Here is a 24,334-nt window from a genome sequence, read left to right as displayed (position 1 = left end):
CGACTTCTTCACCCCGGTCGTCGACGACGCCTACGACTGGGGACGGATCGCCGCCACCAACGCCATGTCCGACGTCTACGCCATGGGTGGCACGCCGATCATCGCGGTCAACCTCCTGGGTTGGCCGCGCGAGCTCATCCCGTTCGAACTCGCCGCCGAGGTGATGCGCGGCGGCGCCGACGCGTGCGCCGAGGCAGGTGCTCATCTCGCCGGCGGGCACAGCATCGACGACCGGGAGCCGAAGTACGGGCTGGCCGTGACCGGTCTGGGCGATCCGGATCGCCTGCTGCGCAACGACGCTGCCACGCCGGGCCTGCCGCTCACCCTCACCAAGCCGCTCGGTCTCGGCATCCTGAACAACCGGCACAAGGCCACCGGCGAGCGGTTCGAGGAAGCGGTCGCGGTGATGACGACACTCAACCGCGAGGCGGCGCAACTCGCGCACGAGGCCGGTGTCCGTGCCGCCACCGACGTCACCGGTTTCGGTCTGCTCGGGCACCTGATGAAGATGATGCGGGCCAGCGGCACGACCGCCGTGATCGACTCCGCGGCAGTGCCGTACGTCGGCGGGGCGCGGGAGTCGCTCGCGGAGGGGTTCGTCCCCGGCGGGAGCCGGCGCAATCTCGACTGGGTGCGCGAGCAGGTCGACTCGGAGGTGGACGAGGACGAGCTGCTGCTGCTCGCCGACGCCCAGACGTCCGGCGGCCTGCTGGTCGTCGGTGAGCTGCCCGGCCATCCGGTCATCGGTGAGGTGGTCGCCGCGGGTGAGCACGCGATCCGGGTGCGCTGACGCCGTTCACCGTCGGGCACGGCGACACGCCTGTGTCGGATTGACCGGCACGAAGCGGGGGTACACGGTAGCTTCGGAACGAGAGCGCAGGAGAGGAGCATCGATGACGGAGAAGGACACGTCCCTCCCGTGGCCCGTCCTGCGCCAGTTCCTCGGTAAGGATCTGCTCGGACGCGGCAAGGCCGCACGGTCCCGTCGTACCGAGGAGATCGAACCGCGCACCTCCACCGCCGATCGTGTCGCCCGCAGCGTGTGCCCCTACTGCGCTGTCGGATGCGGACAGAAGATCTTCGTCAAGGACGAAAAGGTCGTCCAGATCGAGGGCGATCCCGACAGCCCGGTGAACCGCGGGCGCCTGTGTCCCAAGGGTTCGGCGAGCAAGAACCTCGTCACCAGCGAGCTGCGCGAGACCCGGGTCCGCTACCGCCGGCCCTACGGCACCGAATGGGAAGACCTCGATCTCGACACGGCCATGGAGATGGTCGTCGATCGCGTGCTGAAGACCCGCCGCGAGACCTGGCAGGAGTTCGACGACAAGGGCCACCGGGTCCGGCGCACGATGGGTATCGCCAGCCTCGGCGGTGCCACGCTGGACAACGAGGAGAACTACCTCATCAAGAAGCTGTTCACAGCGATGGGGGCGGTCCAGATCGAGAATCAGGCCCGTATATGACACTCCGCCACCGTCCCCGGTCTGGGGACCAGCTTCGGACGCGGCGGCGCCACCGGCTACACGGCCGACCTTGCAAACGCTGACTGCATCATCATCCAGGGTTCCAACATGGCCGAGGCCCACCCGGTGGGCTTCCAGTGGGTCGTGGAGGCCCAGAAACGTGGTGCCCGCGTCATCCACATCGACCCGCGCTTCACCCGTACCAGCGCGGTGGCGGACAAGCACGTCCCGATCCGGGTCGGCAGCGACATCGCCTTCCTCGGCGGCATCGTCAACTACATCCTGAGCAACGAGCTGGACTTCCGCGAGTACGTCGTCAACTACACGAACGCCGCGGTGCTCGTCAGCGACAAGTTCGAGGACACCGACGATCTCGACGGGCTCTTCTCGGGCTTCGACCCCGAGAAGCGGACCTACGATCCGACGAGCTGGCAGTACGACGTGGAGGACGAATCCGGCGACCTGCACAAGTCGCAGGCCAACGGCTCCGAGGAGCACGCCGAGCATCGGGAGACGGCCGCGGGCCTGCAGAACGAGGCGCACGGCATGCAGACGGCGAGCCACCCGAGGCGCGACGAGACACTGCAGCACCCGAGGTGCGTCTACCAGGTGCTCAAGCGGCACTTCGCCCGCTACACCCCCGAGGTGGTCGAGCAGGTGTGCGGCGTCTCGCAGGAGGACTTCCTCGACGTCTGCCGCGCGTGGACCGAGAACTCCGGCCGGGAGCGGACGACGGCGCTCGTCTACAGCGTGGGCTGGACCCAGCACAGTGTCGGTGTGCAGTACATCCGCACCGGCGCGATCCTGCAGCTGCTGCTCGGCAACATGGGCCGCCCCGGCGGAGGCATCATGGCGCTGCGCGGTCATGCCAGCATCCAGGGCTCGACCGACATCCCGACGCTGTTCAACCTGTTGCCCGGCTACCTGCCGATGCCCGACGCGAACAAGCACCACTCGTTCACGGACTGGGTCGACAGCGTGCGCAACCCGGGCAGCAAGGGTTTCTGGTCGAAGGCCGACGCCTACGCGGTGAACCTGCTCAAGGCATACTGGGGCGACGCGGCGACCGCCGACAACGACTACTGCTTCGACTACATGCCGAAGATCACCGGCGACCACGGCACCTATCGTTCGGTGCTCGACATGATCGACGGAAAGGTCAAGGGCTACTTCCTCCTCGGGCAGAACCCGGCCGTCGGCTCCGCCCACGGGCGCGCCCAGCGGCTCGGGATGGCGAACCTCGACTGGCTCGTGGTGCGCGACCTGTTCGAGATCGAGAGCGCCAACTTCTGGAAGGACTCCCCGGAGATCGAGACCGGTGAGATCGTGACCGAGGAGTGCCCCACCGAGGTGTTCCTCTTCCCGGCGGCGTCCTACGCCGAGAAGGAAGGCACCTTCACGCAGACCCAGCGGATGCTGCAGTGGCGGGAGAAGGCCGTCGAACCACCGGAGGACTGCCGCTCGGAACTGTGGTTCTTCTACCACCTCGGCCGCATGATGCGGGAGCGTCTGGCCGAGTCGACCGACGAGCGCGACCGGCCGCTGCTCGACCTGGCATGGGACTACCCCGTGCACGGCGAGTACGACGAGCCGAGTGCCGACGCGGTGCTCATGGAGATCAACGGCTACGACGTCGCGACCCGCCGGCCGCTCTCGTCGTTCACCGAGATGAAGAACGACGGCTCCACCCTCGGTGGCTGCTGGATCTACACCGGGGTCTACGCCGACGGCGTCAACCAGGCCAACCGGCGTAAGTCCCGGCACGAGCAGTCGTTCGTAGCTCCCGAGTGGGGCTGGGCATGGCCGATGAACCGCCGCATTCTCTACAACCGGGCCTCCGCCGACCCCGAGGGCCGGCCGTGGAGCGAACGCAAGGCCTACGTGTGGTGGGACGACGACGCGCAGCAGTGGACGGGTGCGGATGTTCCGGACTTCGAGAAGACGAAGCCGCCGAGCTACCGCTCCCCCGAAGGCGCCGACGGTATCGAGGCGCTCGAAGGGATCGACCCGTTCATCATGCAGGGCGACGGCAAGGGTGCCCTCTACGTGCCGCAGGGGCTCGTCGACGGTCCGATGCCGACGCACTACGAACCGGTGGAGTCACCCTTCCGCAACCCGCTCTACGCGCAGCAGGCCAACCCGACGCGCAAGGAGTACCGCCGCGACGACAACCCGATGAACCCGGCGCCGCCGGAGGACCACATCGACGTGTTCCCCTTCGTGTTCACGACGAGCCGTCTCACCGAGCACCACACCGCCGGCGGCATGAGCCGCTATCTCGAACATCTCGCCGAACTGCAACCGGAGATGTTCGTGGAGGTCTCCCCCGCCCTGGCGGCCGAACGCGGACTCGAGCACATGGGCTGGTGCCACGTCGTCACCGCCCGCTCCGCGATCGAGGGCCGGGTGCTGGTGACCGAGCGGTTGCGCCCGCTGAAGGTGGAGGGACGGACCGTCCACCAGGTGTGGATGCCCTATCACTGGGGCAGCGGCGGCATGGTGACCGGCGACTCGACCAACGATCTGTTCGGAATCACGTTGGACCCCAACGTGCTCATCCAGGAGACCAAGGTCGGTACGTGCGACGTCCGGGCAGGACGCCGACCGTCCGGAGCGGCACTGCGGGAGTACGTCGAGGGATATGCGCGGCGGGCCGGGGTAACCGATCACGTGTACCCACCCATCGTGACGGTCCCGGACGGCGATACGGCCTCGGACGACCGAGATGCCCCGGAGGCCTCGGACGACCCACGTGCCCCGGAGGAGGACGAGTGACCGGCCCCAACAGCTTCTTCGGACCGATCGACCCGGCACCCGATGCCGGGTACGAGGATCCGCCGGCTCGCAAGGGCTTCTTCACCGACACCAGTGTGTGCATCGGGTGCAAGGCCTGCGAGGTGGCCTGCAAGGAGTGGAACGACGTCCCCGAGAACCTCTTCGCGATGCTCGGCACCTCGTACGACAACAGTCATTCGCTCAACGCCAACCAGTGGCGGCACGTCGCCTTCATCGAGCGCCCTGCGGAGTCGAAACCCCCGGTCTCGCTGGGGATGCCGACCGTCGGCGCGACCCCGACGGAACTTCCGGAGGAGGAGAAGCCGGACTTCCGCTGGTTGATGTCCTCGGACGTGTGCAAGCACTGCACCCACGCGGCGTGCCTCGACGTGTGCCCGACCGGGTCGCTGTTCCGCAGCGAGTTCGGCACGGTGGTCGTGCAGGACGACATCTGCAACGGCTGCGGATACTGCGTCGCTGCGTGCCCGTACGGCGTCATCGACCGTCGCAAGGGTCCGGAGGGCGACCCGAAGGTCGGTATCGCCCAGAAGTGCACGCTCTGCTACGACCGGCTCACCGACGGCCAGACCCCGTCCTGCGCGCAGGCGTGCCCCACGGAGTCGATCCAGTACGGCGACGTCGAGGAGTTGCGCGCCCGCGCCGAGGAACGACTGGCCGCGCTGCACGAGCGCGGTGTGAGCGAGGCACGGCTCTACGGCAACGATCCGGAGGACGGGGTCGGCGGGACCGGTGCCTTCTTCCTGCTCCTCGACGAACCGGAGGTCTACGGCCTGCCGCCGGATCCGGTGGTGACGACCAAGGATCTTCCGGAGATGTGGACGCGCGCCGCCGTGGCAGCGGTCGCGATGCTGGCGGGCGCCGCCGTGTCGTTCCTGAGGAGGCGCTGATGACCCAGGTGCAGCACGGTGGCAGCCCGGGCAACCCCCGCCGGTCCGGAGGTGGTCGCGGCGGCGACCGGGTGATGGTGCCGGAGGCCGACTTCGAGTCCTATTACGGGCGCCAGATCGTGAAACCGGCTCCGTGGGAACACGATATCGCGATCTATCTGTTCACCGGCGGCGTGGCCGCGGGCAGTTCGCTGCTCGCTGCGGGTGCCGATCTCACGGGGCGGCCCGCCCTCCGTCGCGTCGCCCGATTCGGCTCGCTCACATCGCTGCTCGTCAGTGTCGGTGCGCTGGTCCACGATCTCGGCAAGCCGAGCCGTTTCCTCAACATGCTGCGGGTCGCCAAACCGACCTCCCCGATGTCGGTCGGTACGTGGATCCTGTCGCTGCACGGTCCGTTCGCGGGCCTCGCGGCGGTCGCGGAGATCGCCGAGATGCTCCCCGCCCGATGGAAGCGCGGACCGGTGCGTCTGCTGCTCGCCCTCGGACGGCCCGCCGGGATCGTCGGTGCGCTGACGGCACCGCCGGTCGCCGCCTACACCGGGGTCCTGTTGTCCGACACCGCAACCCCTGCCTGGCACTCCGCCTACAAGGAAATCCCCTTCGTGTTCTGCGGGTCCGCGGCCGCCGCATCGGGAGGTCTCGGACTGTTGGGCGCACCGGTCGCCGAGGCCGGGCCGGCGCGCGCCTTCGCCGTCGGCGGCGCGCTCGTCGAACTCGCGACCGAGCAGCAGATGGAGAAGTCGATGGGCCTGTCAGCCGAGACGCTCCACCAGGGCCGCCCCGGGCGACTGATGAAGGCCAGTAAGGCATTGACGGTGGCCGGCGCGCTCGGCGCACTCGTCGGTCGCCGCAATCGGCTGGTGTCGGCAGTGTCCGGTGCCGCACTCATGGTCGGTTCACTGTGCACGCGAGTCGGAGTCTACGAGGCCGGCATCGCGTCGGCGAAGGATCCCAAGTACACCGTCGTTCCCCAGCGTGAACGAGTCGATCGCGGGGAACCCGTTCGTTACCGCAGCTGAGATCCGGCTCGCGGGCAGGACGAAGGAGAACGCATGGACTCCGGCAAGCCCACGCGCGAACCACACGGCGACGCCGCGACGGCACAGCCTCCGGGCAGCTTCCGCTGGCTCCTCGTCGCCGGGGGTCTGTTGCTGCAGTTCTCGATCGGCGCGGTCTACGCGTGGTCGGTCTTCGGCGGAGCCCTCGAGAGCGCCGACTCCTGGCAACTGAGCACGGTCCGGGCCTCACTGCCGTTCACCGTCACCATCGGCATGATCTTCATCGGCACCTATCTCGGTGGCCGACTGCAGGACCTGAAAGGTCCCCGGGTCGTCGCGTTGATCGGCGGCATCATCTACGCGCTCGGCATCCTCCTCGCCTCCTTCACCGACGGAGCCGAGGACTACTGGCTGCTCATCCTCGGGTACGGCATCATCAGCGGTTTCGGGCTGGGCTTCGCGTACATCGTCCCGATCGCCATGCTGCAGAAGTGGTTCCCCGACAAGACCGGTCTCATCACCGGACTCGCCGTGGGCGGTTTCGGGTTCGGCGCCGTGCTCACCTCGCCGGTCGCGCAGTGGCTCATCGACCGGAATCCGGACGACCCCACGAGCGCCTTCCTGCCCTTGGGTATCGCCTACCTCGTGATGTCGCTGGCCGGTGCGGCACTCTTCCGCAACCCCCCCGAGGGGTACACCGTGCCGGGCTTCGACCCCGTCGGCCGCGACGGCAGCGGAGCGGACCGCGGCAAGGAGTACACCCAGAACGAGGCCCTCCGCACGCCCCAGTGGTACCTCCTGACCGCCATCCTCACCCTGTGCGTGACCGCCGGCATCTCCCTGATCTCGCAGGCAAAGCCGAGTGCGTCCGACATCGCCGGTTTCAGCACCTCCGGCGCGGCGGCACTCGTGGGCGTGCTCGCGATCTTCAACGGCGCCGGCCGGATCGTGTGGGCGGCGATCTCCGACCATATCGGCCGGATGAAGACCTTCACCGCACTGCTCGTGCTGCAGGGCGTGTGCCTGATCGTGCTGCCGCATGCCACCGGCGTGGTGCTGTTCTCGGTCCTGGCCGCGATCATCTATCTCTGCTACGGCGGCGCATTCGGCACCATGCCCGCCACCGCCGGCGACTTCTTCGGGGTCCGCAACGCCGGCGCCATCTACGGCCTGATGCTCATCGGGTGGAGCATCGGCGGCATCATCGGCCCGATCATCGCGTCTACGCTCATCGGCGACGACAAGGCCTATACCCTCGCCTACACCACCATCGGCATCATCGCGCTCGTATCGGTCGTGCTCACGATGATCACGAAGGTACCCGCGGCACGCCGGGAGTCGGTCTCGGCCCGGTCCTGAGCCGGAGCGCCGTCCTTCCCGCTCACGCTCCGGGCGCTTCGTGGGTGTGCAACCACGAGACGACCTGCGTGCGGGAGTGCACGCCGAGTTTGTCGAGGATCCGTTCGACGTGCCCGTCGACGGTCCGGCGTGAGATCACGAGCCGGTCGGCGATCGCGCGATTGCTCAGGCCTCCGGCAACGAGTCCCGCGATCTCCTGCTCCCTCTTCGTCAGCGGGGATGTCCGGGAGCCGGACTCGCCCCCACCGCGGTGCCGCCGTTCGGAAGCCGGAGCACGCGAGGTCCGTCTCCCCGAGGACTCCTTCGGTTCCAACGCGCTGTCCACGAGATCGACGATGGTCATGCCGGACTGCGGGTGAAACGATCCGACGGTTTCCGTCTCGCCCACCCTGTCCCGGAGGCGACGTTCCGCTGCGATCGAGTCCTGCTCGATATGCGGTCCGAATGCTGCGATCGTCGTACCGAGGCGCTGCCACACCGTCCGTGCGGCCCCGAACAGCCGTGCCGCCTTCTCCGGATCGTCTTCGGCACCCGCCGACCAGGCCAGCAACTCGAGCGACAGTGCCGTGCAGATCTTGTCCTCGAAGTCGCGCTGTACGGCCAGGGCACCGTTCGCCGCGTCGACTGCAGAGCCGAGGCGCCCGAGATGGAAATGGGCGAGCCCCGAGACCCACAGCGCATAGGCCTTGTTCCACCGCTCGCCGTGCTGGTCCGCCATCTCGACGACACGAGCACACGTCTTCAGGGCGTCGTCGAGTCGTCCGTCGTAGGTCTGCGCCATCGCCAGCTGGAACAGGCAGGTCAGGTGGGCGGCGTGGTCGCCGTGCGCACGATGCACCCGGGCCGCACGGAAGTAGAGGTCGATCGCCTCGGCCGTCGCCCCGCAGAACAGTGCGTGCAGAGCGCTCCAGTGATCGCAATGGGCCCGCAACCGTACGTCGCCGGATTCGTCTGCGATCGAACGACACTCGTCGAGATGGATCGCCGCTCCGTCGCGATCTCCCTGGATGAGGGCCGTCCACGCGGTCACCCACAGCACGTTGCCGCGCTCGCTGTTCNTCGAGCGCGGAAGTCGTTGCAGGAGTCGTTCGAGCCGGGCCCGCCCGGTGGACAGGTAGCCGCCCGCGATCCAGTGATAGCGCAGCGCGACGGCGAGTGCCGCCCCCGTGGCGAGTTCGTCGTCGTCCCGGATCGACCGGTCGAGCGCTGCCATGAAATCCGCGTGGTCGGCGCGCATCGACGACAGCAGGGCGGATTGTCTCGGCCCGTACCAACTCTCGGCGCAGCGACGGGCACGGTCGAGATAGTGCTCGCAATGCCGCCGGTACAGCTGCTCGCGTTCCCCGCGGGCGTCGAGCAGTTCGTGTCCGTACTCGCGCACGGTCACCAATTGCGAGTACCTCAACACCGACGACGAACGATCGACACCCACAAGCGATTTCGCGATCAACCTGTCGAGCAGGTCGATGACCTGCTCGCTCGGCAGATCGCCGTCGGCGCAGACGGTCTCCGCGGCTTCGAGGTCGAAGCTGCCGGTGAATACCGACAACCGCGCCCACAGCGTCCGCTCGGCATCGGAGCACAGTTCGTAGCTCCAGTCGATCAGGGCACGCAACGTCTGTTGCCGCGGCACCGCCACGCGATTGCCTCCGATGAGCAGCGCGAAACGACGATCGAGTCGGTCGACGAGTTGTGCCGGAGACAACGAACGCAGCCGGGTGGCCGCGAGTTCGAGAGCGAGCGGCACGCCGTCGAGCGCGATGCACAGTTGCGCCACGGCATCTGCGTTCTCGTCGGTCACCTCGAAGCCCGGGACCACCTGCCGGGCCCGTTCCACGAGCAGACCCACCGCTTCGAACCGCTCGAGATCGGTCGCCCGGTTCCCCGTCGATCCGTCCGGTGTCGTCAGAGGTGGAAGCACATACTCCGCCTCCCCCGCCACTGCGAGCGGCTCACGACTGGTTGCGAGGATCCGCACCTCCGGTGCATCACCGAGGACGGCAGCGACGAAGTCGGCCACGGTCGCGATCAGGTGTTCGCAGTTGTCGACCACGATCAGCATGTGCTGGTCGCGGAGACGATCGATGATCTTGTCCATCACGGGTCTGGTGGACTGGTCGGTCACGCCCAGAGCGGCCGCTGCAGCCGAGGGAACGGACTCCGGATCCCGTACCACCGCCAGATCGATCCAGCGGAACGAATCGCGGAACGCGCGCGAGGTACGCACCGCCAGTTCCTCGGCCACCCGGGTCTTCCCCACTCCACCCGGACCGAGGATCGTCAGCAGCCGGGTCCGCTGGAGACACGACCGGGCCTCGTCGATCTCGCGACGACGACCGACGAAGGTCGTCACCGAACGGGTGGGCCCCGGGGTGCGGGGTGGTGCAGGTTCCGGCAGGGCAGATTCCATCGTCACGCTTCTCAGAGATAGTGGGCCCAACATACCGGGTGGTCGTGTGACGGCCAACACAGGTAACGAATGGGGTAATTCACCCCGAGTCCATGAGTGTGATCCACGTCATCGTCGATGCAGACCTTCGGTTCACCCACCGGAGCGACATCCCCGATACCGAGGAGCCAGGACAGATGACCACTTCCTCCATCACCCCCGACACCGACGTCGTCGTCGTAGGAGCCGGATTCGCCGGCCTGTATGCGCTGCACAAATTGCGCGACCGGATGAACATGTCCGTGCGGGTCTTCGAGGCCGGCGACGATGTGGGTGGCACCTGGTACTGGAACCGCTATCCCGGCGCCCGCTGCGACATCGAATCGATCCACTACTCGTACTCGTTCGACGAGGACCTGCAGCAGGAATGGCAGTGGAGCGAGAAGTTCGCCGGGCAGCCGGAGATCCTCCGCTACCTGAACCACGTGGCCGACCGCTTCGACCTGCGGAAGGGAATCACATTCGGCACGCGCGTGATCGGTGTGCACTGGGACGACGAGAACTCGTGGTGGACGGTTCGCACCGACACCGGCGAGACCGTGACGGCCCGGTGGTTCGTCTCCGGCGCCGGCAACCTCTCGGTCCCCAAGAAGCCCGAGTTCGGAGGCATCGACAACTTCCGCGGACAGGTGCTGCTGACCGGTAACTGGCCGCACGAACCCGTCGACTTCACCGGCAGGCGCGTCGCGATCATCGGCACCGGCGCCAGTGGGATCCAGGCGATCCCTCTGATCGCGCAACAGGCCGCGGAACTGGTGGTCTTCCAGCGCACACCGCAGTTCGCCACCCCACTCGGGAACGGCCCGCTCGACCCGCAGGTGCTCGACGACGCCAAGAAGGTCTACCCCGAACTGCGAGAGGCCGCACGCAATCACTTCCTGGGGGTTCCGTTCGACCAGGTGCAGCCGTCGGCGCTCGCCGTCGATGCCGAGGAGCGTCGGCGGGTGTTCGACGAACGCTGGAACGCGGGCGGATTCCGCCTGTTCATCGACAGCTTCCAGGACATCCTCTTCGACAGGAAGGCCAACGACACCGCCGCCGAGTACATCCGCGAACGGATCCGCGAGCGCGTGCAGGACCCTGCCAAGGCCGACACGCTCGCACCCCGGGGATACGCCTACGCCACGAAACGTCCCCCGCTCGAGACGAACTACTACGAGGCCTACAACCGCGACAACGTGCACCTCGTCGACGTGAAGAGCACGCCGATCAGCGAGATCACCGAAACCGGTGTGCGCGTCGGCGACCGCACCTACGAGATCGACACCATCGTGCTCGCGACCGGCTTCGACGCGATGACCGGTCCACTCATGGCCATGGACATCCGCGGCCGCAACGGTGTGCGCCTGGCCGACAGGTGGGCACACGGGCCGCGCACCTATCTCGGCATCATGAGCAACGCGTTCCCCAACCTGTTCACGATCACCGGACCGCAGTCGCCCTCGGTGCTCTACAACATGCCGCTGGCGATCGAGGACCACGTCGATTTCGCGACCGACGCGATCGCGTATCTGCGCGCACACGATCTCGAGGTCATCGAACCCACCCCCGACGCCGAAGCCGACTGGGTGCGCACCACCACCGAGATCGCCGAGCAGACGCTACTGCCGCAGACCGACTCGTGGTACATGGGCGCGAACATCCCCGGCAAACCGCGTGCCTGCATGGTCTACCTCGGTGGTGCCCCCACCTACCGGCAGGTCTGCGCCGAGGTCGTCGACGGCGGTTACCTCGGCTTCGACCTCGCCCCCGCACGAGCCACCGTCCCGGCCGCCTCGTAGAGCACCGATCTCCCCACCTCTCGGAAGGAAACCACGCATGGCACTCGACGACCACGCCGCCGGCCTCATCGCAGGACTTCGGCAGCAGGGATTCACGTCGTTCTCGCAGATGACGGTCGATCAGGTCCGCGCGACGATCGCGACCTTCACCGACCTCCAACTCCCACCGCAGGACGTCGAGCGTGTGGACGAGACCCACTACGAGAGCGACGGCACCCGTCTCCCCCTCCGGATCTACACCCCTGGGACGGACACCGGGCCGCGGCCGGTGGTGCTCTACTTCCACGGCGGCGGGTTCGTCGCGGGTGACCTCACCGTCGTGGACGAACCGGCGCGGGCGGTCGCCCGGGCGACCGGAGCCACCGTCGTGACCGCGGGATACCGCCTGGCGCCGGAACACCCGTTCCCCGCAGCGGCCGACGACGCGTTGGCTGCGTTGCAGTGGGTCACCGCGCACATCGCCGAGTACGGCGGCGACCCGCACAACCTGGTGGTCATGGGCGACAGTGCCGGTGGCAACCTCGCAGCCGGAGTCGCGTTGCGGGCCCGTGACGAAGGCGCACCGGTACTGCGCGGACAGGTGCTGATCTACCCGGCGCTGGACCGCGCTGCCGACCTGCCCTCGCGCCGCGAGTTCGCCGAGGGGTACATCGTCACCGCCGCCGACATGGACTGGTTCCTCGACCGGTACTTCACCTCACCCGCGGACGCAGAGACGCCCTATGCGTTGCCCGCACGCGCGGCCCGCCTCGACGGACTGCCACCGACCCTGGTGCTCACCACCGAGAACGAGGTGCTCCGCGACGAAGGTGAGCTCTACGGGCAACGGCTACGCGAAGCCGGTGTGGACGTGACGATCCGCCGGTTCGACGGGCTCGTGCACGGCGCATTCTGGATGTCGGGCGCGGTACCGCGCAGCGGCGAGATGCGCGACGAGGTGGCCGGGTTCGTCACCCGCACCACCTCGAGCGTCCCCGCGCGGTAGGAACTCGATCCGCCGTTCCGATCCGCTACTCCGTGGGAGGGGCCGAGCGACGATCCGACGTCGCCGGCCCTTCTCCGCGTTCCTCGTCGTCGCGCGCCGCGCGGGCGGCCTCGCGCATCTCGATCGCGTCGGTGATCAACTCACCGATCTCGCGGGTGACGTCGCGGACCGCTCCGGTGATGATCCCCGCGATCGCGCCGACGTGGGTGGCCGCCGACTCGGTGACCTCCTGGATCGTGTCCTTGTTACGCTCGAATCTTCCCACCATGTTCGACCCCCTCGATCGTGTCGTCCGCGAGGGTACCCGCATCGTCGAGCGGGCGATCGGTGGAGCGGTGACGTTCGATGATCACCTGCGACTCGGGTTCGGGCGCGAACCAACCGGGAGGGAGAGCAAGCGTGAAGATCTTCTTCCACACCGACGTCACCTGGGCGGTGAGGCCCCCGGTGTTGTACGGAAGTCCGTGCTTCTCGCACAGTTCCCTGACCTTCGGCGCGAGCTCCGGATAGCGGTGCGCCGGCAGGTCGGGGAACAGGTGGTGCTCGATCTGGTGCGACAGGTTGCCCGACATGATGTGGAACAACGGCGACCCGGTGATGTTCGCGCTGCCCAGCATCTGCCGGACGTACCACTCACCACGGGTCTCCTCGGCGGTCTCCTCCTCCGTGAAGGACTGCACGCCGGACGGGAAGTGGCCGCAGAAGATGATCGAGTACGCCCACACGTTGCGCACCAGATTGGCGGTCGCGTTGCCGAGCAGCGTCGGGAAGAACATCGGTCCGCTCAGCAGCGGGAAGGCGATGTAGTCCTTGATCACCTGACGGCGCGCCTTGCGCCACCAGCCCTTCGCGATCGGGATCACGTCGCGCCACGACCGTTTCCCGGCGACGATCCGGTCGACTTCCGCGTCGTGCATCATCACGCCCCACTCGAACAGGAACATGAGGGCGGTCGCGTAGACCGGGTTGCCGAGATAGTAGGGATGCCACTTCTGGGCCGGGTCCATGCGCAGGATCCCGTATCCGATGTCGCGGTCCTGGCCGAGGATGTTGGTGTAGGTGTGGTGCACGTAGTTGTGCGAGTGCCGCCACTGGTCCGACGGGCACACGGTGTCCCATTCGAACACACGGGAATTCAGCGACGGCTCGCGCATCCAGTCGTACTGACCGTGCATCACGTTGTGCCCGATCTCCATGTTGTCGAGGATCTTCGACACGCTCAGTGCCGCGACACCGGCGACCCATGCGGGCGGGAGGAATCCGACGAAGAGCAGACCGCGACCGGCGATCTCGAATCCGCGCTGCGCCCTGATGATCCGGTAGAGATACTCACGGTCCTCGTCACCGAGGGATGCGAGCGTCTGCTCCCGCAGTGCGTCGAGTTCGCGGCCGATCTCCTCGACACTGTCGTGGTCGAGGACGAGCGGTTCGTTCTCGGCCGCAGAATTGCGGCCGGACAGGAAGGGCAGGAAGGGGACGGTGGGTAGGGACAATCCGAACATGATGTCCTCCAATGGTTTCGGTGGTGTCGACCGACGGCCGGTTCAGAGTTCGACGGCGACGTCGCCGACCGGGGCGTTGACACAGATCTGGATGCGACGGCCGGGTTCCGAATCGACGTCGCCGGTACGCACGTCGCGCGTGCACCCCGACAGCCGGACGGCGGTGCAGCTGTGGCAGATGCCCATGCGGCATCCGTGTTCGGGCGTGAGACCGGCCGCTTCGGCCTGTTCGAGCAGCGTCGACCCGGTGTTCTCGGCAACGACGCCGGATTCGGCGAAGGAGATCTCGCCGCCGGCATCATCCGTCGACACGACCGGTGGTGCGAGGACGAATTCCTCGGTGTTCACCATGGTCTCGGCGCCCCGCTCGGCGTAGACCTCGCGGATCCTCGCGACCATCTCCGCCGGACCGCACACGAAGGTGGGCGTGTCGGCGTACCAGGGTGCGACGGCCGCGAGGTGGCTGCGGTCGAACCGCCCCTGCAGCATCCCGTCGTCGGAGCGGGTGTGGGCGTGGACGATCTCGATGTTGGGCCGGGCGGCGAGCGCCTCGAGTTCGGCGCGGCGCGGAATGTGTCCGGGGGTGCGGGTGTAGTAGAGCAGCACGGCGGACCCGTCGTACCCCTCGGCAACGAGACCGGACAGCATCGACAGCACGGGCGTCAGCCCGGAGCCCGCGGCGACGAACAGCAGGCGTCGAGGACGCGGACTCGGGAGCACGAACTCGCCTGCGGGAGCACCGAGTTCGACGACGTCTCCGATCTGCACTCGGTCGTGGAGGTGGCGCGAGACGGTGCCCTCGGGATGCCTGCCGATGGTGAACCGCAGGTCGGGCCGGCGCTTCGACTCCGCTTCGACGAGCGTCGGCGAGTAGCAGCGCGTGTGCCGCACGCCGTCGACGCGGACCGACACGGTCACGTACTGCCCGGGAAGGGGTCGGCACGGCTGCGCGGGGCGCACCGTGATCGTGAGCGAATCGGTGGCACTTCGGTCCACATCTGTAATCCGGGCATAGTTCGCCGACGTGACGAGAAGCGGGTCGGCGAGTTCCAGGTAGCGGTCCGGGTGATGCGGGTAGGACAGCATTCCGAGTGCCTCTACCAGCATTTTTCGCAACGAACCCGGGCGCGGGACGGGTGTCGGACGGTCGCGCACGATCATGCCTGTCCGCCTTTCGGTAGACCTCTGTGTGCTCAGTGAACGAATGTGCACTGAAATCAGTGTGGCAGCCGGACACACCTGCCTGTCAACCCCGATGTGACTGCCGACACAGATGTACGGACACCGCCGGGAACGTCATGCCTAGACTCAGGGGGTGTCCACCGCTTCCGCACCTCCGCCGACCACACGCGCCGAACGCAAGGAACGCACACGTCAGGCGCTTCTCGACGCCGCCCTCGAACTGTCCGCCGACCGGGGACTCGGCGGGCTGAGCCTGAGGGAGGTGGCCCGTCACGCGGGCATCGTGCCCACCGCGTTCTACCGCCACTTCTCGTCCATGGACGAGCTCGGCGTCACCCTTGCGGCGGACACGATGCGGGTACTGCGGCGCCTGCTGCGCGACGCGCGTCGCACGCCCGGTCCGGCAGGTGCGCGGCAATCGCTCGACGTGCTGGTCCAACAGGTACGGGCACACAAGGCGGCTTTCCGGTTCCTGGCACGCGAACGCCACGGCGGCGTTCCCGAGGTCGCCGCCGCGATCTCCGTCGAACTGCGCCTGCTGACCAGCGAGCTCGCCGCCGACCTGGGCCGCTCCCCGGGCCTCGAGGACTGGGATTTCGACGATCTCGAGATGGCCGCCGACCTACTGGTGACCGCGATGCTCGATTTCGTCCTCGACCTGCTCGCCGTCGAACGTCCCGGCAGCGCGCAGGAATCGGAGGTGGTCACGCGCGCGGAGAAACAGATGCGTCTGATCCTGCTGGGCGCGGCGGCGTGGCGGCCACGACGGACGTCGAACGACCGGTGACGGGTCGGCGCGACGCCGGTTCGTCGAGGTGGCCAGGAAATCCTGTCGCAGACACTCCCCTTCCGTAACGTGGTTCCCATGGCATCGACCGAACCCGCCACCTACGACGACCTGACCTTCGACGTGCGCGTGGCGGGTCCGAGGGACGGCACACCCGTCGTGCTCCTGCACGGCTTCCCCGAGACATCACGCAGCTGGACGCCGGTGGCGCGCCTGCTCGTCGAGCGCGGTTTCCGCGTGATCGCCCCCGACCAGCGCGGATACTCCCCCGGCGCCCGACCGACCGGCGTCGAGCACTACGGGGTGCCGGCACTCGCCGGCGACGTCCTCGGCCTGCTCGACGAGTTCGGGCTCGATCGCGTCCACCTCGTCGGACACGACTGGGGCGCCGCTGTGGCGTGGTACTTCGCCGCCCACAATCCCGACCGCGTCTCGGCGTTGACCGCGGTCTCGGTCCCCCACCTCGCCGCCTACGGCTGGGCGTTGCGGGAGGACGCCGACCAGCGCGAACGCTCCTCCTACATCGGTCTCTTCCGCGAGGAGGGCAAGGCGGAGGACCTGCTCCTCGCCGACGACGCGCGGCGCCTGCGGGCGATGTTCACCTCCGCAGTCGACCACGACTCGGTCGACCACTACGTCGCCGCCCTGTCCGCGCCGGGCGCTCTCACCGCCGCCCTGAACTGGTATCGCGCCATGACGCGGGATCTCGATTCGACTCCCCCGGTCCGCGTCCCGACGACCTACATCTGGAGCACCGCCGACATCGCGATCGGCCGCGCCGGCGCCGAACGGTGCGGCGAATTCGTCGACGCCGAGTACGACTTCGTGGTCCTGCCCGACGTCTCGCACTGGATTCCGGAGGAGGCCCCCGACGAGATCGCGAACGCGATCTCGCGGCGACGGAACGGCTGACGACCCGAACGCATCAGCAGCGCACGCGTCGTCCGGCCTGCACGCCCGAAACTAGGCGGTGTTGCGACGGTAGACCGCCGTCGCACCGGCGTAGGCGAGAGCGAGGATCCCGACGCACCACGCGAGGGCGATCCAGACGGCGCCGCCCACCGGGTGCCCGTCGAAGATGGCGCGCATCGTGTCGACGAGCGCGGTCACCGGCTGGTTCTCGGCGAACCATCGCACCGGCGCGGGCATCGTCCCGGTGGGCACGAACGCAGAACTGACGAACGGCAGGAAGATCAGCGGATAGGCGAACGCCCCGGCTCCGTCGACGGATCTCGCGGTCAGTCCCGCGACGACGGCGACCCAGGTCAGCGCGAGGGTGAAGAGCATCAGGATTCCTGCGACCGCCAGCCAGCCCAGCACGCTCGCGTCGGTGCGGAAACCCATGATCAGGGCGACGCCGACGACGACCACGAGGGAGACCCCGATGGCGACCATGGACGTCAGTACATGCGCCCACAACGCGCTGGATCTCCCGATCGGCATGGACCGGAAGCGCTCGAAGATTCCGCCCGATCTGTCCACGAAGAGCCGGTAGGAGGTGTATCCGATTCCCGATGCGATCGTGATGAGCAGGATTCCGGGCAGCATGTAGTTCAGGTACGAGGTCGTCCCCGCCGCGCTCGCTCCCGTCTCGATCGCCCCGCCGAACACGTAGACGAACACGAGCATGAGGGCGATCGGTGTGACCACCGTGGTGATGATGGTGTCCGGGCTGCGCAGGACGTGGCGCAGTGAGCGCCCGGTCAACGCAGCGGTGTCCTTGTAGGGATGGGTGATGGTCATCGTCGCTCCTGTGTGCCGACAACTGCGAGGAAGACATCTTCGAGGGTGGGTTGCTTCTCGACGTACTCCACCTTCGTGGGCGGCAGCAGCGCCTTGACTTCGGCGAGGGTGCCGTTCACGACGATCCGGCCCCGGTGGAGGATCGCGATCCGGTCGGCGAGTTGTTCCGCCTCGTCGAGGTACTGCGTCGTCAGCAGCACGGTGGTCCCGCGAGCGGCGAACTCCCGGATGGTCCGCCACACGTCGAGACGCGATTGCGGGTCGAGGCCGGTGGTCGGTTCGTCGAGGAAGACGACCGGCGGATCCCCGACCAGACTCATGGCGATGTCGAGCCGCCGGCGCATGCCGCCGGAGTACTCCGACGCCTTCCGTCCGCCCGCCTGCGTGAGCGAGAAGCGCTCGAGAAGGTCGTCCGCTACCTGCCCCGGGTTCTCGACGTGGCGGAGCTTCGCGACGAGCACGAGGTTCTCACGGCCGCTGAGCATGTCGTCGACGGCCGCGAACTGTCCGGTGAGACTGATCGATTCGCGCACGTGCTGCGGCTGGGTGGCACTGTCGTAGCCGTTGACGGTGACCGTGCCGGCGTCCACACCGAGCAGCGTGGCCAGCACTTTCACGACCGTCGTCTTCCCCGCTCCGTTCGAGCCGAGGAGCGCGAAGATCGTGCCCGGCACCACGTCGAAGTCGACGCCTTCGAGCACCTTCAGATCCTTGTACGACTTCTCCAGGCCCCGGACCCGGATCATGACGTCGGTGGTCATCGTTGCCCTCGTTCCGCATCCTCGATCGCCTCGGTCAGGCGGGCACGCTCCTTGTCGATCCACTTCTTGCCGATGTAGGCCTGCACGAACGTCTCTGCGAACTCGACCGGATCGTCGCCGACTATCTCGCGCACCGGCGTGCCGTCGACCGCCGCCTGCTCCCACAGGTCGGCCAGGTCGCCGACCATCGTGACGAGTGTTGCGCCGTCGGTGATCCCGCCGGAGTAGTGGAAATATCGCAGCAGTGCCTTCGCTGCGGCGTCGTACGGTTCGGGAAGAGCGTCGATGCGGCCGGCGTGCCGTTTGTACTGCTTCTTCTGCTCGAACGATCCGGTGATGCTCTCGATCCAGTTGGTCATGGCACTATCCCCCTTGCCTGAGCTGTTCGATACGTTCTGCAAGAAAACTCCAGGTCTTCCAGAACTCGTCGAGTTGTTCGTGTCCTTTCGCATTGATGGAGAACACTTTTCGAGGCGGACCCTTCTCCGACGGCACCTTCTCCACATCCACGAAACCGCGCTGTTCGATACGCACGAGCAGGGCGTAGACGGTTCCTTCCGCGAGGTCCGTGAAGCCCCGCTCGCGCAGGAGTGCGGTGATCTCGTAGCCGTACGCGGGTCGTCCGGCCAGAAGTGCCAGAACGATGCCTTCGAGCGTGCCCTTGAGCATTTCCGTCATCGGATTCGCCATTGCCCACTCCCTAGTCTGTAGTGCTGACTACCGGTACAAAGTAACACTGAGTACTGGTAGTCAGCAATACCGAATAGCGGATGGAAGGGTCACTCCGCCCCAGTCGGTGGGCGGTGAGGGTGCTAGTCGGCAACAGAGCCGAGCAGCACCTCGAGTTCGGCGACGACCGCATCGAGCGGAGCCGGACTGCGCTGCGCCTGGGCCACGACCAGCGCGCCTTCCAGGGCCGCGAGGACGAGATTCGCCAACGACCGCGCCCGCTCCGCGGCCACCCCGTCGGCCGCCAGGGACCGCGCGACGACGTCGACGAAGGTGTCGAAGGCTTCCCCGGCCCGTGCGCGCGCCCGCGGTTCGGTGCCGAGACCGGCGGCCACCACCGGGCATCCCGCGACGTAGTCGGTGGCCACGAGACCCTCGCGCCACAGATCGACGACGGCGCGCACCGTCTCCACCACGCCGAGACCGTCGACCTTCGCCGTCAGCGACCGCTCGATCCGGGTGGCGGCCTGGTCCGTCGCCTCTTCGACGAGTTGGGCCTTGCCGCCGGGAAAGTGGTGGTAGATGGAGCCGCGTGGCGCCCCGCTGTGCTCGAGCACGTCCCGGAACGACGTGGCCGCGACACCTCGTTCGCTCATCAGCGCGATCGCGCTGGCGATCATCGCGGCGCGCGGTCCGTCCCGCCGTTCTGCAGCGCTCACCCGTTCCTCCGGCAGTGGTGGTTGTCACCCATATTCTATGTATGTTGTCGTACAGATCCGACGCTGCGCGACACCATTTTCGAGGAGACCCTGCCATGACCGACGTCTCGGTGACCACTCACGTCTTCGACGCCGCCGTCGACCTGTTCGAGGTCCGGGACGATCGCACCGAAGGGCACACGCACCCTGCCTACGCGAACATGGTCGGCCCGTTCGGCGGTATCACCGCCGCGACTCTCCTCCGCGCGGTCGAACGACACCCGGACGTCCTCGGCATGCCGCTGTCCCTGACGATCAACTACGCCGGCCCCATCGCCGACGGACCGTTCGACATCGCGGTGCGCCCGGTGCGCACGAACCGGACCACCCAGCACTGGTCGATCGAACTGTCGCAGGGCGGCGAGGTCGCCACCACCGCGACGGCCGTCTTCGGTCTCCGTCGCCCCACCTGGTCGTCGACCGAACTGCAGGCGCCGGCCGCCCCGGCACCCGACTCGCTCGAACCGACACCGCTGCCCGACTTCATCGCGTGGGCACGCAACTACGAGATGCGGTACACCGCAGGAGTCGTTCCCGAGGAGGGCAGCGCGGAGGTCGCCGACTCCACGTCGACGCTGTGGGTCCGCGACGTCCCGTCGCGCCCACTCGACTTCGCCTCGCTCACCGCGATGTGCGACATCTTCTACCCCCGGGCCTTCCTGCGTCTGGGTCGGGTGCTGCCGGCCGGCACGGTCTCGATGACCGTCTACTTCCACGCGGACCCGGAGACCGTTGCCGCGCAATCCGACAGCCCCGTGCTCGCGACCGCACGTGCGAATCGGTTCGAACAGGGCTTCTTCGACCAGAGCGCACAACTGTGGGGTCGCGACGGCGTTCTACTCGCGACCTCGCACCAGATCGTCTACTTCAAGGCATGAGCGGGGCGGTCGGTATTCGATCGACCCGACCGGTCGGCGTTCGGCGCCCGTCCCGGTCACCGGCACACCTGTAGCCTCGGAAACACCCACCCACCGGATTGCGAGGTCCACTGTGACGATGCCGAGACTCCTCCGACGGTCGGGTGTCATCGCCTGCGCCGCAATCGCGTTCACGACCGTGGGCACGGTCGCCTGCGCCGACGCGCAGGACACGGCCCCGGCTGCGGACTACGGGTCGTACGTCGCCCTGGGAGACTCGTTCACCTCCGGGCCCGGCATCCCGCCTCAGACCGAAGGCGATCCGTGCGGGCGGTCGGCGAGCAACTACCCCACCCTCGTCGCGACCGATCTCGGTATCGAGGACTTCGTCGACGCGTCGTGCGGTGCCGCCACCTCCCTCGACTTCGCGATGCCGCAGACCACCTTCCGCGGCGCCACGGTGCCACCGCAGTACGACGCGCTGCGCCCCGACACCGAACTCGTCACCGTCGGAATCGGCGGCAACGACATCGGTCTCGTCCAACTGGCGTTGGGGTGCGTCAATCTCTCGGCACCGCCCGACGGCACGTCGTGCGCGATCACGAACGCACCGGACGGCACCGACCGTGTCGACGCCGCCATCGACGCCTTCGCGCCCGTCTACACCACGGTGATCGACGAGATCCGTCGACGCTCCCCGGAGGCACGCATCGTGCTCGTCGGCTACCCCACCGGGATCCGCGACGGCGGGTGCTTCCCCGAACAGCGGATGTGGCCCGAGGACGCGACCTATCTGCAGGCGAAGATCGACCGACTGAACACCGTCATGCGCGAACAGGCCGAGGCCGCGGAGGTGGACTACGTCGACCTGCGTGATTCGAGCCGCGACCACGACGCGTGCGCCGACCCGGAGACCCGGTGGATGGCCGGCCTGCAGCCGACCGCCGGATCGATCCCGCTGCATCCGAACGCGGCCGGGCACCGCAACGCCGCCGACCAGGTGCTGGCCACGATCACCGACTGAGCGGGTTCACACCGTCGCGGACGTCTCGGGAGCCCGCACGGCGAGCAACGCCACCAAGCCCGCGCCGAGCACGATCAGCAATCCCACGATGCCTGCCCGGTCGGTGCCGAACCACCACGCGAAGAACCCGAACAGCGTCGGTGCCAGGAACGACACCGCGCGTCCCGTCGTCGCGTAGAGACCGAACATCTGCCCTTCCCGGCCCGGTGGAGTGAGTCGCGCCAGAAAGGTGCGCGCCGACGACTGGGCGGGGCCGACGAACAGGCACAGCACCAGACCGAAGATCCAGAACATCGTCGGGCCCGAAACCACGAGCAGGACGATGCCGGTCGCGATCATGGCGACCAGCGAGCCCACGATCACCGCCTTGGGTCCGACCCGGTCGTCGACGCGTCCGGCCACCAGTGCGCCCACCGCGGAAACGACGTTCGCGGCGACACCGAAGATCAGCACGTCGCCCGCTCCGATCCCATAGACCGTGACGGCAAGGACCGCACCGAAGGTGAAGACACCGGCGAGGCCGTCCCGGAACAACGCCGACGCCCCGAGGTACCAGATGGTGCGACGATCCGCCCGCCACAACTCCGCCAGGTCGCGCCACAGCACGCGATAGGACTCGACGAAACCGGCGCGGCGGGCGACGTCGCCACGCGCGACCGGTTTCTCCGGGACGGCGAGGAGCACGGGCACGGCGAACACCGCGAACCACACGGCCGCGAACAGCGCGACGAGCCGGATGTTGGTGCCGTCCTCGGTGGGCACCCCGAGGAAACCGCGGGTGTCGCCGTCGCCGGCGATGAACCCGGTGTAGCACAGCAGCAGGAGCACGATGCCACCGAAATAACCCATCGCCCAACCGAAACCCGACACTCGCCCGATGTCGTCCGGAGTCGACACCTGACGCAGCATCGAGTTGTACGGCACCTGCGCGAGCTCGGCCATCACGGATGCCACGCCGAGCAGGACCAGGCCGAGCCACAGATAGTGGTAGTCGTCGCGCACGAAGTACATCGCCGCCATCGCCGCGACGGTGACCGCGGTGAGAATGCCCAGCGACCACTTCCGTCGCCCGGCCGCGTCGTACCGCTGACCAGACACCGGCGCGGTCACGGCGATGACGAACCCGGCGATGCCGAGCGACCATCCGAGCCAGGTGCTCGCCGAGATCCCACCCGGCAGGTCGTCGCCGACCGCGTCGGTGAGATAGACGGAGAACACGAACGTCAGGATCACGGCGTTGAACGCCGCGGAACCCCAGTCCCACAGACCCCACGAGACGACCTGACGACGTGTCGCGGCCTCCCCGGCCCCGCTCGCCGTGTCCGTGAACGCATTCATGCCCCGGAGCCTAGGCTTCCGGAGCTGCCGTGGCACCGAACGACTCGGCCGCACGGCACCGGACGATTCGGCCGCAGGCCGGGGGCGGGCCCGGTCGCCGTTCCTGCGCCTGCCGCTACGCTGACCCACTGTGACTCTGCCGAATCCCCATCCCGATGCCCGTGCCGTCGTCACCGGAGCGTCCTCCGGCATCGGCGAGGCCCTCGCAACCGAACTCGCCGCCCGCGGCCACTCGCTGATCCTGGTCGCCCGTCGCAGAGAGGTGATGGAGGTCCTCGCCGAGACCCTGCGCGCGAAGCACGGCGTGACCGTCGAGGTGCGCGCGTGCGATCTGTCCGACCGCGACGCACGGACACCGCTCGTCGACGAACTCGGACGTCGACGCATCAGCATCCTGTGCAACAACGCCGGTATCGCCACCTTCGGCGCGGTCGCCGAACTCGACGCGACCTACGAGCGGGCACAGGTCGAGCTCAACGCCGTCGCCGTCCACGACCTCACCCTCGCGGTGCTGCCGCAGATGGTCGAGCGGAACTCCGGCGCCATCCTCATGGTGGGTTCGGCCGCCGGCAACATGCCGATCCCGAACAACGCCACCTACGCCGCGACGAAGGCGTTCGTCAACACCTTCTCCGAGTCGCTGCGCGGCGAACTCAAAGGCACCGGCGTGCACGTCACGCTGCTCGCCCCCGGCCCGGTCCGCACCGAGGAACCCGACCCGGCCGAGGCGTCGATCGTCGACAAGCTGGTCCCGGACTTCCTGTGGATCTCGAGCGAGCACACCGCGAAGGTCTCGCTCGACGCGCTTGCCGCGAACCGGATGCGCATCGTGCCCGGTGTGATCAGCAAGGCCATGTCGGCCGCCGGTCAGTTCTCGCCGCGTTCGATCTCGGCCCCGATCGCCGGCGCCTTCTACAAGAAGCTCGGCGGCAACTGACACAGCAGCAACACTTCACCGCTGCCGGCGGCAGCAACACTTCACCGCTGCCGGCGGC

22 protein-coding genes are annotated in these 24,334 nt (G+C 67.9%); 12 read left to right on the top strand and 10 right to left on the bottom strand.

Features of this window, described 5'->3' with window-relative positions:
- The 5 genes from selD to ACLBYD_RS18335 all read left to right on the top strand — a co-directional run.
- A partial coding sequence (selD, locus tag ACLBYD_RS18355) for a selenide, water dikinase SelD (RefSeq protein ID WP_447817559.1) occupies positions 1–790 on the top strand: 790 nt, incomplete at its 5' end.
- Positions 791–893: 103 nt separating this feature from the next.
- A complete protein-coding gene (gene fdh / locus ACLBYD_RS18350) occupies positions 894–4,238 on the top strand; it encodes a formate dehydrogenase (protein ID WP_447817558.1) in 3,345 nt (1,114 codons plus the stop codon).
- The gene (locus ACLBYD_RS18345) at positions 4,235–5,146 is read left to right on the top strand and encodes a 4Fe-4S dicluster domain-containing protein (RefSeq protein WP_447817557.1); all 912 of its coding nucleotides are present in this window, start codon (positions 4,235–4,237) and stop codon (positions 5,144–5,146) included. The genes fdh and ACLBYD_RS18345 overlap by 4 nt, the downstream gene beginning before the upstream one ends.
- Positions 5,146–6,165 (top strand): NrfD/PsrC family molybdoenzyme membrane anchor subunit, encoded by a 1,020-nt coding sequence (gene nrfD, locus ACLBYD_RS18340; RefSeq protein WP_447817556.1) that lies wholly within the window; start codon positions 5,146–5,148, stop codon positions 6,163–6,165. The genes ACLBYD_RS18345 and nrfD overlap by 1 nt, the downstream gene beginning before the upstream one ends.
- A gap of 33 nt (positions 6,166–6,198) precedes the next feature.
- Complete coding sequence (locus tag ACLBYD_RS18335; RefSeq protein WP_447817555.1) at positions 6,199–7,503, top strand: L-lactate MFS transporter; 1,305 nt, start codon at positions 6,199–6,201, stop codon at positions 7,501–7,503.
- A gap of 22 nt (positions 7,504–7,525) precedes the next feature.
- Here ACLBYD_RS18335 and ACLBYD_RS18330 read toward each other — a convergent pair whose 3' ends face one another.
- On the bottom strand, positions 7,526–9,913 hold the full coding sequence (locus ACLBYD_RS18330; RefSeq protein WP_447817554.1) for an ATP-binding protein: 2,388 nt from the start codon (positions 9,911–9,913) through the stop codon (positions 7,526–7,528).
- Between the two features lie 176 nt (positions 9,914–10,089).
- Between ACLBYD_RS18330 and ACLBYD_RS18325 the strand changes: the two genes are divergently transcribed.
- Positions 10,090–11,733, top strand: a complete 1,644-nt coding sequence (locus tag ACLBYD_RS18325) for a flavin-containing monooxygenase (RefSeq protein WP_447817553.1) — start codon at positions 10,090–10,092, stop codon at positions 11,731–11,733.
- A 37-nt stretch (positions 11,734–11,770) separates the two neighbouring features.
- Positions 11,771–12,718, top strand: a complete 948-nt coding sequence (locus ACLBYD_RS18320; protein ID WP_447817552.1) for an alpha/beta hydrolase — start codon at positions 11,771–11,773, stop codon at positions 12,716–12,718.
- Between the two features lie 25 nt (positions 12,719–12,743).
- Here ACLBYD_RS18320 and ACLBYD_RS18315 read toward each other — a convergent pair whose 3' ends face one another.
- From ACLBYD_RS18315 to ACLBYD_RS18305, 3 genes are read right to left on the bottom strand one after another with little or no spacing between them, the layout of a single operon-like run.
- The gene (locus tag ACLBYD_RS18315) at positions 12,744–12,986 is read right to left on the bottom strand and encodes a hypothetical protein (protein ID WP_120282158.1); all 243 of its coding nucleotides are present in this window, start codon (positions 12,984–12,986) and stop codon (positions 12,744–12,746) included.
- Complete coding sequence (locus ACLBYD_RS18310) at positions 12,964–14,220, bottom strand: fatty acid desaturase family protein (protein WP_447817551.1); 1,257 nt, start codon at positions 14,218–14,220, stop codon at positions 12,964–12,966. The genes ACLBYD_RS18315 and ACLBYD_RS18310 overlap by 23 nt, the downstream gene beginning before the upstream one ends.
- Before the next feature lie 42 nt (positions 14,221–14,262).
- The gene (locus tag ACLBYD_RS18305) at positions 14,263–15,381 is read right to left on the bottom strand and encodes a ferredoxin reductase (RefSeq protein WP_447817550.1); all 1,119 of its coding nucleotides are present in this window, start codon (positions 15,379–15,381) and stop codon (positions 14,263–14,265) included.
- Between the two features lie 154 nt (positions 15,382–15,535).
- On the opposite strand from ACLBYD_RS18305, the gene ACLBYD_RS18300 reads away from it, so the two are divergent.
- Both ACLBYD_RS18300 and ACLBYD_RS18295 read left to right on the top strand, forming a co-directional pair.
- Positions 15,536–16,189 (top strand): TetR family transcriptional regulator, encoded by a 654-nt coding sequence (locus ACLBYD_RS18300; protein WP_447817549.1) that lies wholly within the window; start codon positions 15,536–15,538, stop codon positions 16,187–16,189.
- Between the two features lie 78 nt (positions 16,190–16,267).
- Positions 16,268–17,101, top strand: coding sequence for an alpha/beta fold hydrolase (locus tag ACLBYD_RS18295; RefSeq protein WP_447817548.1), 834 nt, complete (start codon positions 16,268–16,270; stop codon positions 17,099–17,101).
- Positions 17,102–17,152: 51 nt separating this feature from the next.
- Here the strand turns inward: ACLBYD_RS18295 and ACLBYD_RS18290 are convergent, their stop codons facing one another.
- The 5 genes from ACLBYD_RS18290 to ACLBYD_RS18270 all read right to left on the bottom strand — a co-directional run bounded on the left by ACLBYD_RS18290 (position 17,153) and on the right by ACLBYD_RS18270 (position 20,081).
- Positions 17,153–17,932, bottom strand: coding sequence for an ABC transporter permease (locus ACLBYD_RS18290; protein WP_447817547.1), 780 nt, complete (start codon positions 17,930–17,932; stop codon positions 17,153–17,155).
- Positions 17,929–18,693, bottom strand: a complete 765-nt coding sequence (locus ACLBYD_RS18285) for an ABC transporter ATP-binding protein (RefSeq protein ID WP_447817546.1) — start codon at positions 18,691–18,693, stop codon at positions 17,929–17,931. The genes ACLBYD_RS18290 and ACLBYD_RS18285 overlap by 4 nt, the downstream gene beginning before the upstream one ends.
- Positions 18,690–19,052, bottom strand: a complete 363-nt coding sequence (locus ACLBYD_RS18280; protein WP_447817545.1) for a DUF1048 domain-containing protein — start codon at positions 19,050–19,052, stop codon at positions 18,690–18,692. Before ACLBYD_RS18280 ends, ACLBYD_RS18285 begins: the two co-directional genes overlap by 4 nt.
- Positions 19,053–19,056: 4 nt before the next feature.
- Positions 19,057–19,383 (bottom strand): PadR family transcriptional regulator, encoded by a 327-nt coding sequence (locus tag ACLBYD_RS18275; RefSeq protein WP_060651172.1) that lies wholly within the window; start codon positions 19,381–19,383, stop codon positions 19,057–19,059.
- Between the two features lie 122 nt (positions 19,384–19,505).
- Positions 19,506–20,081, bottom strand: coding sequence for a TetR/AcrR family transcriptional regulator (locus ACLBYD_RS18270; RefSeq protein ID WP_447817544.1), 576 nt, complete (start codon positions 20,079–20,081; stop codon positions 19,506–19,508).
- Between the two features lie 95 nt (positions 20,082–20,176).
- Between ACLBYD_RS18270 and ACLBYD_RS18265 the strand changes: the two genes are divergently transcribed.
- Together ACLBYD_RS18265 and ACLBYD_RS18260 are read left to right on the top strand one after the other, a co-directional pair.
- Positions 20,177–20,998: an acyl-CoA thioesterase gene (locus ACLBYD_RS18265; RefSeq protein ID WP_019289008.1), complete on the top strand. Its 822-nt coding sequence runs from the start codon at positions 20,177–20,179 to the stop codon at positions 20,996–20,998.
- Between the two features lie 112 nt (positions 20,999–21,110).
- Positions 21,111–22,001 (top strand): SGNH/GDSL hydrolase family protein, encoded by an 891-nt coding sequence (locus tag ACLBYD_RS18260; RefSeq protein WP_447817543.1) that lies wholly within the window; start codon positions 21,111–21,113, stop codon positions 21,999–22,001.
- A 6-nt stretch (positions 22,002–22,007) separates the two neighbouring features.
- On the opposite strand, the gene ACLBYD_RS18255 is transcribed toward ACLBYD_RS18260, so the two are convergent.
- Positions 22,008–23,339, bottom strand: a complete 1,332-nt coding sequence (locus ACLBYD_RS18255) for an MFS transporter (protein WP_447817542.1) — start codon at positions 23,337–23,339, stop codon at positions 22,008–22,010.
- A gap of 130 nt (positions 23,340–23,469) precedes the next feature.
- Between ACLBYD_RS18255 and cmrA the strand changes: the two genes are divergently transcribed.
- The gene (cmrA, locus tag ACLBYD_RS18250; RefSeq protein WP_447817541.1) at positions 23,470–24,276 is read left to right on the top strand and encodes a mycolate reductase; all 807 of its coding nucleotides are present in this window, start codon (positions 23,470–23,472) and stop codon (positions 24,274–24,276) included.
- Positions 24,277–24,334 lie beyond the last annotated feature (58 nt).

Source organism: Rhodococcus sp. C26F (assembly GCF_053345925.1).
The sequence above is the reverse complement of the archived record's forward strand: the minus strand, read 5'-3'. Positions and strand labels throughout refer to the sequence as shown.

Excerpts from the sequence above, each read along its gene's own strand:
- ACLBYD_RS18305 (WP_447817550.1), bottom strand. The coding sequence starts at position 15,381 with ATGATCGTGCGCGACCGTCCGACACCCGTCCCGCGCCCGGGTTCGTTG.
- ACLBYD_RS18295 (WP_447817548.1), top strand. The coding sequence starts at position 16,268 with ATGGCATCGACCGAACCCGCCACCTACGACGACCTGACCTTCGACGTG.
- ACLBYD_RS18325 (WP_447817553.1), top strand. The coding sequence starts at position 10,090 with ATGACCACTTCCTCCATCACCCCCGACACCGACGTCGTCGTCGTAGGA.
- ACLBYD_RS18265 (WP_019289008.1), top strand. The coding sequence starts at position 20,177 with ATGACCGACGTCTCGGTGACCACTCACGTCTTCGACGCCGCCGTCGAC.
- nrfD (WP_447817556.1), top strand. The coding sequence starts at position 5,146 with ATGACCCAGGTGCAGCACGGTGGCAGCCCGGGCAACCCCCGCCGGTCC.
- ACLBYD_RS18280 (WP_447817545.1), bottom strand. The coding sequence starts at position 19,052 with ATGACCAACTGGATCGAGAGCATCACCGGATCGTTCGAGCAGAAGAAG.
- ACLBYD_RS18315 (WP_120282158.1), bottom strand. The coding sequence starts at position 12,986 with ATGGTGGGAAGATTCGAGCGTAACAAGGACACGATCCAGGAGGTCACC.
- ACLBYD_RS18310 (WP_447817551.1), bottom strand. The coding sequence starts at position 14,220 with ATGTTCGGATTGTCCCTACCCACCGTCCCCTTCCTGCCCTTCCTGTCC.
- ACLBYD_RS18320 (WP_447817552.1), top strand. The coding sequence starts at position 11,771 with ATGGCACTCGACGACCACGCCGCCGGCCTCATCGCAGGACTTCGGCAG.
- ACLBYD_RS18255 (WP_447817542.1), bottom strand. The coding sequence starts at position 23,339 with ATGAATGCGTTCACGGACACGGCGAGCGGGGCCGGGGAGGCCGCGACA.
- ACLBYD_RS18275 (WP_060651172.1), bottom strand. The coding sequence starts at position 19,383 with ATGGCGAATCCGATGACGGAAATGCTCAAGGGCACGCTCGAAGGCATC.
- ACLBYD_RS18285 (WP_447817546.1), bottom strand. The coding sequence starts at position 18,693 with ATGACCACCGACGTCATGATCCGGGTCCGGGGCCTGGAGAAGTCGTAC.
- ACLBYD_RS18290 (WP_447817547.1), bottom strand. The coding sequence starts at position 17,932 with ATGACCATCACCCATCCCTACAAGGACACCGCTGCGTTGACCGGGCGC.
- ACLBYD_RS18335 (WP_447817555.1), top strand. The coding sequence starts at position 6,199 with ATGGACTCCGGCAAGCCCACGCGCGAACCACACGGCGACGCCGCGACG.